Here is a 15,369-nt window from a genome sequence, read left to right as displayed (position 1 = left end):
AAATTAATGAAACCATAAAAGAATCGATTGATAATCAAAGCATTGTTTTCACGGATAAAAGCACATCATACGTTGATATTTCAGATTTTGTTGAACTTCATATCACCGAAAAATCTGATAAAGAAACTACCAACGAAACCTTAAAATGGGTTCACATCACCATCAGCAATGCTAAAAGAAATCTATTGGGAAATTATCATAAAATCAAAAGAAAATATCTTCAATTGTATCTCAACGAATTTATTTACAAACTAAATCGAAGATATTTCGGAGACAAACTATTCGAAAGGCTCATTATTGCTAATATTACAGCAGTATGATTAAAAACGGATATACATAAAAGAAATAAATTAAAACTAATTTTTTACAGCGTGAGTGCCCTATCTGTCATTTCCTGTGCGGTGCCTAAGGTTAGCAGCATCAGGGAGACAGAAAAGACCCCAAAGCTTGACGTGCCACAACCGCCACAGGCCAACGGAGACTTTATCGGGATTAATTTAAAAAGTTATTTTACAGACCCTCATCTTTTGGTCATTTTTGATCAGGTAAAAACAGCCAACCCCGATTTTAAAATTGCTCAGCAGAGAGTAGAGATGGCCAACAGTGTCCTGAGAAGATCCAGGTCAGAGATGTTGCCTTCTCTGGATGTTGGCGCCCTGGTTTCCGGTGATCGGTATGGTAAATATACAATGGAAGGCGTGGGGAATTATGATACCAACCTGTCATCTAATATTACAGATGACCAAAGGATCAATACCGATATTACGCCTAATTACTGGATGGGTGCAAGAAGCAGTTGGGAAATTGATGTGTGGGGAAAGCTGAAGAACAGAAAGCAGGCTGCACAAAACAAATTCTTAGCCTCGGAGGAAGGGCTGAAATTATTGCAGACCGACCTTTTTACAGATATTGCCAATCTTTATTATGATCTGATAGCGCTGGACAAAAGGCTGAAAATCTACCAGGATAATTATAATCTTCAGAAAAGAGCTTTTGAGATTATAAAAGCACAGCGCGAAGTTGGTAAAGTGACAGAGCTTGCCGTGCAGCAGTTCAAAGCTCAGAATAACAACTGGCTGGCTGAGATAGAACATATCAAGGTAGAGATAGTTACTGTGAAGCAGGCGATCTCAACCCTTACCGGCGTCTACGGCGGTGAGATCGAGCGGAGTTCTGCACTTTTAGCCACTAATTTTGATATTTTGAATAAGACTATTAATGTAGACGCCGTCATCCATTCCAGGCCGGATGTCGTGTCCAATTATTATTCTCTGCAGGCTTCACAAGCCGATGCTAAGGCTGCCAGAGCAGCATTTTATCCGAGAATTGATTTGGGGGCAAGCTTTGGGCTTAACTCTTTTTCTGCAGAAACATTTTTTAAACCCGCTTCTTTGGCCGGGCAGCTTTTGGGCGGGCTGATGGTACCTGTGTTCAATAAAGGGCAGCTAAAATATGAGTTCAGTATTGCCAATAGCGAGCAGGAGATTGCTTTTCTCAATTATCAGAAAAGTGTTACCGGCGCTTTTAACGAGCTGCAGTCTATTCTAAAACAAACCGGGATTTTTCACCGTGTTTTGGATCTTAAAGATGAAGAAGTCAAATTTTTGGACAAAGGCATCGAGGTTTCCACCGATTTGTATATCACGGGTTATGCCAATTATTTTGAATTGATTAATGCTCAGAAAAGCAAATTGCAGGCAGAGGTGGATCTCCTGAAGTTCCAGCATGAGAGTACCAGAAACAACGTGCTTCTGTTTAAAGCCTTAGGCGGAAAACTGAACTAGGATAATAAGATTATTCATTAAAATTGCCCGCTTTTTGCGGGCAATTTTTTTATAGCTAATGATAATAGATTATTAAACTCTCTGGTTTTTGATCTCTTCCACAATCTCAGGATTAAGAAGGGTAGAAGTATCTCCAAAGTTCGAGAAGTCGCCTTCTGCAATTTTTCTCAGGATCCTACGCATAATCTTGCCGGATCTGGTTTTTGGCAATCCGGAAACAAATTGTATTTTGTCCAGCTTTGCGATTGGCCCAATCTGCTCGGATATTAGCTGGTTGATCTCTTTGGCCAGGTTCTCCCTGTTTCTTTCTTCCCCGGATTCTTTGAGGATAACAAAACCATAGAGCGCGTTACCTTTGATATCGTGCGGATAGCCAACAATAGCCGATTCAGCCACTGCAGGATGCTCATTAATGCTATCCTCGATAGGCGCTGTGCCCAGGTTGTGACCGGATACAATCACCACATCATCTACACGCCCCGTGATTCTGTAATAACCTACCTCGTCCCGCAAAGCGCCGTCACCGGTAAAATATTTACCCGGGAAAGCAGAGAAATAAGTTTCTTTATAACGCTGGTGGTCTCCCCAGATCGTCCTCGCAATTCCGGGCCAAGGGAAGCGGATGCAAAGATTACCCGTTACCTGGTTGCCGGAGATCTCATTGCGCTTGTCATCCATCAGCACAGGCTGTATTCCTGGTAATGGCAGAGTGGCGTAAGTTGGTTTTGTAGGTGTTACAAAAGGGATTGGCGAGATTAGGATGCCGCCGGTTTCTGTCTGCCACCAGGTATCTACAATAGGGCATTTTTTATTACCCACGTGGTCATTGTACCAGTGCCATGCTTCATCATTGATAGGTTCTCCTACAGATCCGATGACTTTCAGAGATTCCAGATTATGTTTTTGCACCCATTCTACACTTTCTTTTGCCAAAGACCGGATGGCTGTTGGCGCGGTATAGAATTGTGTAACCTGATGTTTTTCTATCACTTCCCAGAACCTTCCTGCATCCGGAAAAGTAGGTACACCTTCAAAAATGACGGTGGTTGCACCATTCAGAAGCGGGCCATAAAGGATATAAGAGTGGCCTGTGATCCAGCCAATATCTGCTGTACACCAGTAGATGTCATTCTCTTTGTAATTGAAAACATTTTTAAATGTATAGGCAGTATAAACCATATATCCGGCACAGGTGTGCAGCATTCCCTTTGGTTTTCCTGTGGAACCGGATGTGTAGAGGATAAAGAGCGGATCTTCGGCATCCATTATCACCGAAACAAAATCCGAGGAAGCTTTGTCGTAAAAATCGGACATCCAGTGATCTCTGGGCTCCTTCATTTTTACATCATTGTGAGTCCTTTTTACCACCAGCACATTTTCCACGCATTCGCATTTCTCCAGGGCTTCGTCCACAATACTTTTTAAGTCCAGGACTTTGTTTCCTCTGTAGCTTCCGTCTGAGGTGATCACCATTTTTGCGCCACAGTCATTCACTCTGGATGCTACCGCTGAGGCAGAGAAGCCGGCAAATATTACTGAATGGACAGCTCCCAGCTTGGCGCAGGCCAGCATAGCTACGGCCAAATCCGGGATCATTGGCAGGTAGATGCAGACTCTGTCGCCTTTTTGTATGCCCATTTCGCGCAATACATTGGCTGTCTTGTTGACGCGCTCATAGAGCTCATTATAAGTGATATGCTGTGCTTCTTCTTTGGGGTCGTTCGGTTCCCATATAATAGCGGTTTTATCTCCTCTCACCGCAAGATGCCTGTCCAGGCAGTTTTTAGTAATATTCAGTTTTGCGTTTTTGAACCATTTTATCTTGGCCTCGCTCATGTCATAATCCACAACCTTGGACCAGCGCTGGTACCACACAAAATTTTCGTCGGCAATCTTGTCCCAAAACTTTTTCGGATTTTTTATAGACTTTTTGTACTCTTTAAAATAATCCTGTAAATTCTGAATGTGATAATTTCTCATATATTTTGTTTTATAATTTATTGTTTAATATTTAGGAGCAAGATGTTTGGGTTGTCTTAGACTTTTGCCACCCGCTTTCCGCACTCGCTTCCCAATTGCCACAGCTTTTCCCGCCACAAAAAATTGGGAGAGCTCAGACAGATGCTCCAATCGGGGCTATGTTGAGGTTTTGTCATTTTTTTCTAATTTAGAAAATACCTATAAAATCCGAAAATTATTTGGCGATATTTTTATAAAATTTAATTTTTTCCTGTAATTCATCAATGATGTTTTCATCATCAATCGTGGATGGGATCTGGAAATCCTTATCATCCAGCATAGTACGGATAAGCTTTCTTAATATTTTCCCCGATCTTGTCTTTGGCAAACGTTTTACAACCATTACATTTTTGAGGCAGGCCACAGCACCGATTTTTTCCCTTACGTTTTGTACAATTTGCTTTTCAAGGTCGGTATCCGAGATCTCTGTTCCGCTTTTCAGGACAACGGTCGCAAATGGGATTTGTCCTTTCAGGGCATCTTCTATCCCAACAACGGCACATTCGGCGACGTGTGGATCAGAGGAAACCACTTCTTCCATCTCGGAGGTTGATAACCGATGCCCTGCCACATTGATGATATCATCTACGCGGCCGGTGATAAACACATAGCCGTCTTCGTCCACAATGGCGCCATCTCCGGAAAAGTAATAACCCTCAAACTGCGACAAATAACTGCTTTTGAAGCGAGGAAAGTCATTCCATATACCCAACATTGCACCGGGAGCCAGCGGCAATTTGATGACAAGGTAACCTTCGTGATGCGGTGCCAGTTCGTAGCCATTTTCATCAAAAACCTCGATGTCGTAGCCGGGGATTGGTTTTCCTGCCGATGCTCTTTTTATTTTGTAATCGTCATTTGCTGTCAGTAGTCCCAACATTGGAGACCCGGATTCTGTCTGCCACCAGTGGTCGATTGCCGGCACGCCAACGTGCTCCTCAAACCAGTCCAGTGTTGCAACATCACAACGTTCACCGGCTAAGAATTGTTTTTTTAAGTGGGAGAGATCATATTTCTTAACCAATTCCCCGTTTGGGTCTTCTTTTTTGATGGCTCGGATGGCCGTAGGTGCGGTAAACATTGCGGCAACTTTGTATTCCGAAATAATTCTCCAATACGTTCCGGCATCAGGCGTCAAGATGGGTTTACCTTCAAAAATAATGGTCGTGTTTCTATTAATCAAAGTGCCGTAAACGGAATAACTGTGGCCAACAGCCCAGCCAAAATCGGATGCTGCCCAAAAAGTTTCACCTTCTGTTATCCCATAATGGTATTTCATAGAAAATTTAAGCGCTGTTGCGTAGCCGCCGGTATCTCTCACGATTCCTTTTGGTTTGCCAGTGGTTCCTGAAGTATAGAGTAAATACAGCGGATGGTTGGATTCTACAGGGATGTAATCTGCAGGTTCTGATTGACTGACTATCTCTTCGTAATCGATAATACCGTCAAACATCTCGTGCTTATTTTCGACTAATTTTCTATTATAAACGATGATGTGTTCTACCTTATCCTGAGCTAATTCAATGGCTTTTTCCACCAAAGGCAAATAGGGGATTCTCTTCGTGATTTCTACGCCTGCCGTTGCGGTAATCATCACTTTGGGTTTGCAGTCGTCTATTCTCACCACCAGCTCGTGCGGTGCAAATCCACCAAATACAACGTTATGAATTACGCCGATTCTGGCGCAGGCCAGCATTGCAAAAAGAGTTTGCGGAATCATTGGCATATAGATGACGGCTGTATCGCCTTTCTCTAATCCCAAAGATTGGAGCGCACCGGCCAGCTTAGATACTTCATTTTTTAACTGATGAAAAGTGTAAGTCTGTTTCTGATCAGTTACCGGAGAATCATATACTACGGCAATCTGCTCACCAAACCCATCTTCTATATGTTTATCTATGCAGAGATAGCTCATGTTGAGTTCTCCATCGGCAAACCATTGGTTATAGTTGTTTTCATCCGCAGAAGTAATCTGCTGAGGAAACTTAAACCAGCTGATTTCTCCGGCTTGCTTTTTCCAAAAAGCGTCTTTGTTTTGAATACTGTCGCTGAATAATTGATCGTAATTCATAGCTTTCTAAGTTTTTGTCTGGTTTTATCTTCGTTGTTTGTCTACGGCTTTGAATCTTTTCCTTTTGTCCTGAATCTTGTTTATCTCACCATTTCTTCTATCTGCTGGATGAGTTTTTTGATCGAGTAGGGTTTTGTGACATACGCATCTGCACCCAAATCCAAACCTTTTTCGATATCTTTCGGATTGGTTTTCGCACTCAGAAAAATTACTTTGGTATGATTGAGTGTATCCATCGTTTTAATTTCTTTCAAAGTGCTGTAACCATCCAGGTTTGGCATCATAATATCCAGTAAAATCACATCCGGGATAATGGTTTTTAATAATTCTAAAACTTCTGTCCCGTCTCTTGCTATAAAAACTTCATAACCCTGTTTCCTGAAGCTGTATTCCAAAGACATGAGGATCTTGTGTTCGTCGTCTGCTATTAATATCTTTATCATTTTCTTCTGGTTTATTTACTTTTTCTATTCTTCCTCATTTCTTTTTAATACAATTTGAAACTCCACGCCGATTTCCATATTCCTGGCAGAGATAGTTCCGCCGTGTGCTTCGATTATTTTTTTACAGATTGATAATCCTAGGCCGGTTCCCAAAGGTTTTCTGATATTTTGATTTTTGGATTGATAAAATTTGTCAAAGATCCGATCTACATCTTCCACAGGGATTTGCCGGCCGGTGTTGAATATCGAAATCACCACTTCATCCTCTCTTTCCTGAAATTTGGTTTGGATCGTTCCCTGTTCATTAGTGAACTTCAGCGCATTACCCAAGATATTCTGGAAAACCTGAATCAACCGTGCTTCATCATATCGGAAGTGAGGATTGGTGAGCAAGTTAACCTCGTTCAGGTGGATATTTTTTTGATAAATCAGATGGCTGATAGGTTTGAGTGCTTTTTGATAGGTTTCAACAATATTGCTGGTTTCTATATTCAAAGCAATTTCGCCGTGTTCCAGCTTATCCAGATAGAGGATATCGTTGATGATTTCGTTCAGCCGGTCAGATTCTGTGATGATATTATTGAGGAATTCTTTCTTGATTTCTAACGGAATATCATCATCGTCAGCCAATATTTCGCCAGCAGAGCGGATGGCAGTAATCGGCGTTCTGAGTTCATGCGCCACCGAATCCAAAAAGTCATCCTTCTGCCTGTCTTTGAAAATAAGGTTTTCATTGGCAGAACTTAGTTCTTCGGACAGTTGGCGCAGTTCCCGGCTTTGTTCCATCAGTTTTTTATTAAGGCTGATATTTTCTTTGGATTCTTCCAGGATTTCTAAAACTTCCTTCAGTGAGATCTTATCTTCATAAGTCACCCCTTCAATCAGGATTTTTGCAGAAGCTGTCCCAATCCTTCCGGACAAGAGATTTTCGGAGAATTTAATAAACCTCGCATCCGCAGTTTCGGTTCTGGTATCGATGTTATATTTGAGGTTAAAAATCCGCATTGCCTGCTCGGTTTTTTTCTCACCGAGGAATTTTACCAGAATGTTCCGGATGTCAGAGACATAAGCTTTTCCGCGCCAGATGAAAGCGTTCTCGTGATTTTGGATATATTGGTCAACATCCACATAGATTTCGGCAAAGTTTCTTTCTCTATAATCCCCTTTTTGACTGACTGAGATGATGGTAAACAAAGCGATGTTAACCAATATTGACCAAAAGAAAATCTGCGAAATACTGTCCAAATAAGGAATGTTGAAAAAGCTGAACCAGTCGTACATATCCCGCAAAAAGCCTTTGAACTCCTGGTTGTATGAGAAATAATACTGCGGAATGATCAGCCCAAAATAACAGATAATCAATCCGGCAATCAGCCCCGTTACGGCACCTTTGTAGCTACCTCTTCTCCAGAAAATAGCACCAAAAAATGAAGGGCCTAATTGAGAAATCACCACAAAAGAAATCAATCCTACAGAATATAAACTGTTCTGGAGAATGAAAAATTTATAGAAAATAAAAGCCGTCACAATCAGGATAAAAATACTGACTTTCCGGATATTGGTGATGTTTTTTGTGTTTTGAGTCTCGTTATCAGATTTCAGTTTATCCAGCCATCCGTAAGGTATGATAAAATTGTTGGAAAGCATTATCGAAAGTGTAATGCTCGAAATAATAACCATCGAAATGGATGAACTTAGCCCACCAAGAAAAACCAAAACCGTGATGATCTGATTATTGAAATACTGTGGAATCAGAATCGAATAAAACTCCGGATTGACAGCTTGCCCGTCAAAAATTATCCGTCCGCCCCAGGCAATCGGAAAGACGAAAAAACAGAAAATCAACAGATAAAGTGGGAAAAACCAAATGGCAGTTTTCAGATGTTTCTCTTGCCTGTTTTCTACGATTGTTGTGTGGAACTGCCTTGGTAACAGGAAAATTGCCGAAGCTGAAATGATACTTAAAATCATCCAGTTGATACTCCCTTCTAATCCAGAAAATGTATTTTTAGTTTTAAAGTCCTTAAACCGACTGGCTTTTTCGTAAATGTCTGAGAATCCGTCAAAAACAAAAAACGTCACAAAGATCCCGAGAACTATCAGGAAAATCAATTTGAGAAAACTTTCCATTGCCACGGCGGAGATAATACCCAGTCTTTTCTCGGAGGCATCTACATAACGCGTCCCGTAATAGGACGAAAATAGTGCCAGCAATACCACCACGTAAGTTGCGTTGTCTGTCAATATATTTTTAGAAATTGGTGTTTGTGTTACCAAATGGAAGGTCTCGGATATGGCTTTGATCTGGAGGCCAATGTATGGGATAATCCCAAAAATGCAGACCAATGTGATAATCGCTCCAAACGAACGGCTGTTCCCGTAACGCAGCGAGATAAAATCCGCAATACTGCTGACTTTGTTGATTCTTGCAATTCGGATGATCTTGCGGTTGATATAGATCCACGCCGGGATAATCATCATCGGCCCAACATAAATCGGGAGATAATCCAGCCCGTCATTCACAGCAACGCCAATGCTGCCGTAATAGGTCCACGCGGTACAATAGACCGCCAGCGATAATGCATAGATGTAAGGATTGTTGACCCAGATCTTGCTCTTCTTTTTCTCTGCGCGATGGGCGACCAGGAAAAGAAGGGCGAGATAGAGAATGACAACTGCAAATAAGGCCAGGCTATTCATCGTATTTTTTGAAAATGGCAAATGAAATGATGATGGAGAAAAACCACACGCCGAAGATGTAAATGTAAATCATCGGAAAACCAAATACTTCTCTCTCACTATTGAATAAAAGAATCACCGGAGCACTGAATAATATCATCAGTCCGAAACTTAGGATAATCAGCTTTTGCTCATGTCGCTTTTTCATAAATGATCAATCATAAGTGATAAATGATTTGCAATCCGGGTTTTATTTCATCGTTGCACGGATTTTCTGTTCGCAACTTTCTCACCTATTTTAAAAGATAATTGATGGATAAAAAATCTCACCCATCAATTATCACAATTATAATTTAGTATTTTGGTTTTATCATAATTTTTCTTCGGAATAGTCGCCGCTCAGTGCGTAATACCCAAAGACACCTAATCCTCCGGAAACGATTGGCAAAAGGATAAATACAATGATGATCCCAAATACCAGATCCTCCTGTTTTCCGGATGTCAGTTTGGGGATTCCCATTACGGTTAGCCCAAAATACAGTACTACCAGCGCCAGCAATATCCAGATTATTCCTAATATTTTTTTTAGTCCGTCCATTATTTCTTTGTTTTTAAAATTAATAAATCGTGAATTAATTTAGAGTATATTTTTTGTTTTTTATTAATGATTGATCAATCATCATTCAACAATTACGCTTACTCGTGGATATTTTGGTTCTTGTTTTTGATATAAACCAATCCTATCACAAGACAGACTGCAGCTACGCCAATCGGATACCAGAGCCCTTCCAGATACCAGCCCGGATGCCCTGCATCTTTACCTGTAGTCACAAGATAAGTGGCAACAGCCGGCAATAACCCACCGAATACACCATTCCCAATATGATACGGCAAAGACATTGATGTATAACGGATCCTTACCGGGAACATCTCTACTAGGAAAGCTGCAATCGGGCCATAGACCATCGTTACAAATATAACCTGGATGAATACAAGAAACACGAGATACCATTTTGTATCATCACTGATTTTGATTGATTTTGAAATTTTCGGTTCTTCAGCTTTGCCGTCTTTTATTACAGGACCTGCAGCAGACCAATGTACCACGCTGTCTTTTTTCATCAGTGTTCCGTCTGTGTAAGCGATTTCTTTATGGAAGGTTATAAGGCTATCAGTCGCAATCTTATCGTGTACTTTTACCGTTCTGGCTTCGGTGATCCCGCCGGCAGCCACTTCTTTTTTAGTAGTGTCAACAGAGTTGAACATAGCGCTGTAGATAGGCCTGTAGGCAAGAATTGCAACAAGCATCCCGGTCATCATAACGGCTTTTCTACCAATTTTATCAGACAGCCAACCGAAGAATACAAAGAATGGTGTGCCTAGGAATAATGCCAATGCCATTAATGAATCGACTTGTGTGGTATCAATATTCATTACTTTTTGCATAAAACTCATAGCGTAGAACTGTCCTGTATACCATATCACACCTTGTCCCATTGCAGCACCGAAAAGTGCCAACAATACAAATTTGAAATTGAATCGGTTCCCAAAACTTTCTTTGAGTGGATTGGTAGACGTTTTCCCTTCGCTTTTGGCTTTTGCAAAAAGCGGTGATTCTTTCATATTTTTTCTGATGAAATAAGAAATCACAACCATCAGGATCGAGATCCAGAACGGAACTCTCCAGCCCCAGGTATCAAATTCCTCTGCAGATAAAGATGTTTTTGTAATCAGAATGACAATTAATGAAATAAATAAACCTGCTGTTGCGGTTGTCTGGATCCAAGATGTCCAGTAGCCACGTCTACCTGGTTGTGCATATTCTGCAACATATGTAGCCGCGCCGCCATATTCGCCGCCGAGTGCCAAACCTTGCAGAAGTCTAAGGATTAAAACTAAAACCGGCGCCATAAAGCCAATCGTCTCATAACTTGGGATACATCCGATGAGGAATGTTGAGAATCCCATTATCAGAAGCGTTACCAGAAAGGTGTACTTTCTCCCGATCAGGTCGCCTAATCTCCCGAAGAATAATGCGCCAAAAGGCCTTACGACAAAACCTGCCGCAAATGTTGCTAAAGTTGATAGGAAAGCTGCTGTTGGATTATCTGCCGGAAAAAATTTTGTGGCTAGGACAATTGCCAGACTTCCGAAAATGTAGAAATCATACCATTCGATAAGGGTGCCGAGAGATGAAGCCATAATCACACTCCAAATGGTGCGGTTTTTTTGCTTGTCGCTCAGGTTCTCGTACTGTACGTGATGTGAATCGCTCATTGTATATTAAGATTTTGTGTTAAACATTTTTACAAATAAATCTGGAACTGAAGGATGAATTCTCCTTTTGATTTTGGTTCTGCCGAAGCGCTTGTGTAAGTTGGCCGTGTGGAGTACTGCGTCGTCAGTTTGGCGTGATGACCGTCAATAAACCAATTCGCTCCAATATCAAATTGGGATGAAGAATTCTCCAAAGCTTTGAAATTCTTATTCGTGTAAGCTGCAAAGGGCTGTATTCTGATTTTCGGTTTATCGGCATTGCTGGGTAAGAGTAATGCGGCTTGTAAATAGTAGATATTGCCACTTCCAATCATTGGTTGAAGATTTCCTGCGCCTGCAATGGCTTTGTCTCCTATGAAATTGGGGTCGTTGGAACCAACGTTCATTATTCCGAGATTTCTCAGATAATTCGGGCCGAAATTGTAATTGTAAAAACCTGTATAAGCGGAAAGTGCCATCTTGTGTTTCGCATTGCCAAGTGGCAAATCAGCAAATGCATCGATGGCGTAAAGCGCAATGTCGTGCTTTTCTATATTGGAGTTAACAGAAGTCCTGGTTCCGTCTTTCTGATGGTAGAAACCTGCTCCCAAATTGAAAACTTTTTTAGTACCCAGATACGATCCGACTTTGAAGGGTAGAAGGTTGGATTCTTGATCCAGGAACTGGTATTCTACATAACCGGCTTTAGAGAATTGAGGATTTCCGTTGTTGTCAACGGCTACTCTAGCTGCCGGATTGGTGACATCTACAGGCGCAATATTGGTTGCAAAAGGTTTGTTGAGACTGAACCGGTATTCGAACTTGCCGTATTTCCCTTTGGCAAACATACCCATTTGTCTGGCGAATTGGTCCGAATTATCAATCAAAGGCCAGGTAAAAACAGGAGAGTCAACAGTCAGGAAATTGAGTGTAGAAGCCATGGTCATCCGGGAAAGCCCCATATAATAATGAAGCCCGGCTCCGATAGATAAACTGAATTTTCCCGCTTCACCAGGTAAAACCACTGCATATTCGTTCCAGGCATCGTGAAAAAACATTTGTGGTTTTTTACCGTTTCCATAGCCGCCAGTTCCTGTTGTTCCGGAACCACCGCCATTGATAAAAGTCTGATTGTTGATGCCAAAATGCATCAAAACCATATATCTTTTTGTGATTTGTGCATAGGCCAGAGCTCTCAGCCGACGGTTTCCAATGTTCCAGGAATTTTTGGTGGCTTCGTCAGAAACCATTGTTCCCGGGTTCATTTCCGTATTTCTTAACCATATCTGGTTCCAAAGAATAAATCTTACATACTTGTCACCTTCAGGATTCAGATTTAGTTTCAATCCGTTTCCGTAGTCTGGCGAACCTTGCGAATATAGGCTGGAACTTATAAAAGCTAAACCTATAAAAGTCAGAATTTTCTTCATAAATTAATAATAATTTGATGTTTATTTTGTGATTGCCAAATTGTTATTAATATTTTGTTTACAAAAATTTAATATATATTAATGGAAAGCATATAGTTGATTTGTGTCTTACTACTTTTATCTTGAATCTTTCTTAAAGCGTTCCCATTTTATCAGCATATATTTATCAGCAAACTGGGTGATAATCAAACCGGAATTTTCCAGATTGTTTTCCTGAGAGATATATTCTATCAATTCATTTTGTTTCAGTACTTTATAAACGGGATGAAACTCCGAATGTGGAGGTCTCGTGATGTTGTATTTTTTGATCCACGAACTGATTGTTACATGGGAAACGCCGATGATTCTTTCTATTTCGCGAAAGCTCAAACCTTCCAGATATAGTTGTAAAGCTTTGGTGACGTAATAATCATCAATTTGCTTTCCCAGTTTTTTTACGGTGAAATAATAGTTGCAGTTCTTGCAGTAAAACCTTTGTTTCCCGTTTATAATTCCGCTTTTTGACACATTTTGGTTGTTGCATTTAGGGCATTGGTTATCCATAGCTATATCTTTTTAGCAAATATATATTAATTTAGCAATATTAGATTATGAGCTAAGGATATAATTGTTGTTAAAGCAAAATTAACAGATAAAATTATCTGAAATATTTGCTTTATAAAGTAAAATAATTTTATTTTTGCCTCTTAATTTAGATAATATCAATGAAATTAGAAGTTTCTTCAGAGAAACATTTGCTGTATGTAGAAGAAATCCGAAACGAGATGGAGGATTCAGCAAAAAAGCGGGGAACGGGCATTGCGAGACGTTCCTCTGATTATCTGAGCAAAAAAATCTCAGAAGGCAATGCTGTGATAGCAATTGACGAAAATGGCACCTGGGCGGGCTTTTGTTATATAGAAACCTGGACTAATGGCGAATATGTTGCCAATTCGGGACTGATTGTTTCGCCACAATTCCGCAAAATGGGCTTGGCGACTCAGATTAAGGAGAGGATTTTCCAGTTATCGCGGGAAAAGTACCCCAATGCCAAGATTTTTGGTTTGACAACCGGCTTGGCTGTGATGAAAATCAACAGCAAAATGGGTTATAAACCAGTGATCTATTCTGAACTGACTCAGGATGACCAGTTCTGGAATGGCTGTAAAAATTGTATTAATTATGATATTTTAATGACTAAAGAGCGTAAAAACTGCCTGTGTACGGCCATGCTTTTTGTTCCTGATAATATCAAAGAATCTAAAAATAATCATTTTGAATCAATCAAAAACAACAATGCATAAAAAAGTCGTCTTGGCATTCAGTGGCGGTTTGGATACCTCTTACTGCGCAAAATATCTGAGTGAAACTTTGGGTTATGAGGTTCACGCTGTTACCGTCAATACCGGAGGTTTTACGAAAGATGACGAGGTTTTGCTCAAAGAGAAAGCGGAAAAATTAGGCGTAGCTTCTTACAGGTTTATTGATGCTTCGGAGAAGTATTATAATGATTGTGTGAAGTATTTGATTTTTGGTAATGTTCTGAAAAACAATACTTATCCATTGTCGGTCAGTGCAGAAAGAACCATTCAGGCGCAGACCATTGCCGAAGCTGCGATTGAGATTGGAGCGGATGCGATTGCGCATGGTAGTACAGGAGCAGGCAACGATCAGGTTCGATTTGATTTGATTTTTCAGGTGATGTGCCCAAAAATCGAAATTATTACACCTATTCGTGATCTAAGCCTTTCCAGACAGCAGGAAATTGATTTTCTTAAAGATCACCATTATGAGATGGATTTTGAGAAAGCCAAATATTCAATCAACAAAGGGCTTTGGGGAACTTCGGTTGGTGGTAAAGAAACGCTGACATCAGCTAGTAATCTTCCCGAAGAAGCATTTCCTTCTCAGGTTGAGAAAACGGAACCCTCTCAGTTGGAAATAGAATTTAAAAACGGAGAATTGTTTTCTGTGAATGGCGAGACGTTTTCACATCCGGTTTTAGCAATTCAGAAGATTGAAGCATTGGCTTCACCTTATGGGATTGGCCGTGATATCCACGTTGGTGACACGATTGTTGGCATCAAAGGCCGTGTCGGTTTCGAAGCGGCAGCAGCGTCAATCATTATCAAAGCGCACCATTTGCTGGAGAAACATACATTGTCAAAATACCAGCAGACGATTAAATCGCAATTGTCGGATTGGTACGGGAACTGGCTTCACGAGGCACTTTTTCTTGATCCGGTAATGCGGAATATTGAAGCATTTTTGCAAGATTCTCAGAAAACGGTTAACGGGAAAGTTTTTATCACACTTCATCCATATCGCTTTGTTTTGAACGGAATCGAGTCAAATAATGATCTGATGTCTTCAAAATTCGGTAGTTACGGCGAAGAAAATCTGGCCTGGAGTGGCGATGATGTTAAAGGTTTTACCAAAATCCTCAGCAACTCGCTCAACATCTATCATCAGGTAAATAAACTGAATTAGAATAATTGGGGCAGCTTAATCCGTCTTCCGCTCCCAAACCTAACGAAGTGGTTCGACGAAGTCAATCTTTTTTGCAGACGATTTCAGTTTAAGTAGACTTTAAGTACAAGCAAAAAAGGATTTCCGCTCAAGCCGGGCTGCGAGTGATTCAATGTTTAATAAACTTTTGCTGAGCGTAAGCGACTTTGCGAACTTAAAATATTTTCAATAAAAATAAA

Annotated in this window: 13 protein-coding genes; 4 read left to right on the top strand and 9 right to left on the bottom strand. The window is 40.6% G+C overall.

Annotated features, from left to right (window positions below; genetic code table 11):
* Together B0B05_RS01630 and B0B05_RS01625 are read left to right on the top strand one after the other, a co-directional pair.
* Nucleotides 1-320 (top strand): IS1595 family transposase (locus B0B05_RS01630; RefSeq protein WP_143745926.1); only part of this gene is annotated, 320 nt, incomplete at its 5' end.
* A gap of 51 nt (nucleotides 321-371) precedes the next feature.
* Nucleotides 372-1,784 carry a TolC family protein gene (locus B0B05_RS01625; RefSeq protein ID WP_245799154.1) on the top strand — a complete coding sequence of 471 codons (1,413 nt, stop codon included), beginning with the start codon at nucleotides 372-374 and terminating at the stop codon, nucleotides 1,782-1,784.
* 72 nt (nucleotides 1,785-1,856) lie between these two features.
* On the opposite strand, the gene acs is transcribed toward B0B05_RS01625, so the two are convergent.
* The 9 genes from acs to B0B05_RS01580 form a co-directional block, all read right to left on the bottom strand.
* Entirely contained in the window at nucleotides 1,857-3,764 is a 1,908-nt protein-coding gene (gene acs / locus B0B05_RS01620) for an acetate--CoA ligase (RefSeq protein WP_076781761.1), read from the bottom strand.
* 214 nt (nucleotides 3,765-3,978) lie between these two features.
* Nucleotides 3,979-5,874 carry an AMP-binding protein gene (locus B0B05_RS01615; protein ID WP_076781760.1) on the bottom strand — a complete coding sequence of 632 codons (1,896 nt, stop codon included), beginning with the start codon at nucleotides 5,872-5,874 and terminating at the stop codon, nucleotides 3,979-3,981.
* Between the two features lie 80 nt (nucleotides 5,875-5,954).
* Nucleotides 5,955-6,317, bottom strand: coding sequence for a response regulator transcription factor (locus tag B0B05_RS01610; RefSeq protein WP_076781759.1), 363 nt, complete (start codon nucleotides 6,315-6,317; stop codon nucleotides 5,955-5,957).
* Between the two features lie 24 nt (nucleotides 6,318-6,341).
* Complete coding sequence (locus B0B05_RS01605; RefSeq protein ID WP_076781758.1) at nucleotides 6,342-9,017, bottom strand: ATP-binding protein; 2,676 nt, start codon at nucleotides 9,015-9,017, stop codon at nucleotides 6,342-6,344.
* Nucleotides 9,010-9,204 carry a hypothetical protein gene (locus B0B05_RS01600; protein WP_076781757.1) on the bottom strand — a complete coding sequence of 65 codons (195 nt, stop codon included), beginning with the start codon at nucleotides 9,202-9,204 and terminating at the stop codon, nucleotides 9,010-9,012. The genes B0B05_RS01605 and B0B05_RS01600 overlap by 8 nt, the downstream gene beginning before the upstream one ends.
* Before the next feature lie 162 nt (nucleotides 9,205-9,366).
* Nucleotides 9,367-9,594 carry a DUF6814 family protein gene (locus tag B0B05_RS01595; protein ID WP_076781756.1) on the bottom strand — a complete coding sequence of 76 codons (228 nt, stop codon included), beginning with the start codon at nucleotides 9,592-9,594 and terminating at the stop codon, nucleotides 9,367-9,369.
* Nucleotides 9,595-9,692: 98 nt separating this feature from the next.
* A complete protein-coding gene (locus tag B0B05_RS01590; RefSeq protein ID WP_076781755.1) occupies nucleotides 9,693-11,273 on the bottom strand; it encodes an MFS transporter in 1,581 nt (526 codons plus the stop codon).
* Nucleotides 11,274-11,302: 29 nt separating this feature from the next.
* Entirely contained in the window at nucleotides 11,303-12,682 is a 1,380-nt protein-coding gene (locus B0B05_RS01585; RefSeq protein ID WP_076781754.1) for a porin, read from the bottom strand.
* A 117-nt stretch (nucleotides 12,683-12,799) separates the two neighbouring features.
* Nucleotides 12,800-13,225 (bottom strand): IS1/IS1595 family N-terminal zinc-binding domain-containing protein, encoded by a 426-nt coding sequence (locus tag B0B05_RS01580; protein WP_076781753.1) that lies wholly within the window; start codon nucleotides 13,223-13,225, stop codon nucleotides 12,800-12,802.
* A 161-nt stretch (nucleotides 13,226-13,386) separates the two neighbouring features.
* Between B0B05_RS01580 and B0B05_RS01575 the strand changes: the two genes are divergently transcribed.
* Nucleotides 13,387-13,965 carry a GNAT family N-acetyltransferase gene (locus tag B0B05_RS01575; protein ID WP_076781752.1) on the top strand — a complete coding sequence of 193 codons (579 nt, stop codon included), beginning with the start codon at nucleotides 13,387-13,389 and terminating at the stop codon, nucleotides 13,963-13,965.
* Nucleotides 13,958-15,151 (top strand): argininosuccinate synthase, encoded by a 1,194-nt coding sequence (locus B0B05_RS17320; RefSeq protein ID WP_076781751.1) that lies wholly within the window; start codon nucleotides 13,958-13,960, stop codon nucleotides 15,149-15,151. Before B0B05_RS01575 ends, B0B05_RS17320 begins: the two co-directional genes overlap by 8 nt.
* The last annotated feature ends 218 nt before the right edge of the window (nucleotides 15,152-15,369 follow it).

The organism is Epilithonimonas bovis DSM 19482 (assembly GCF_900108115.1).
GTDB lineage: Bacteria > Bacteroidota > Bacteroidia > Flavobacteriales > Weeksellaceae > Epilithonimonas > Epilithonimonas bovis.
The sequence above is the reverse complement of the archived record's forward strand: the minus strand, read 5'-3'. Positions and strand labels throughout refer to the sequence as shown.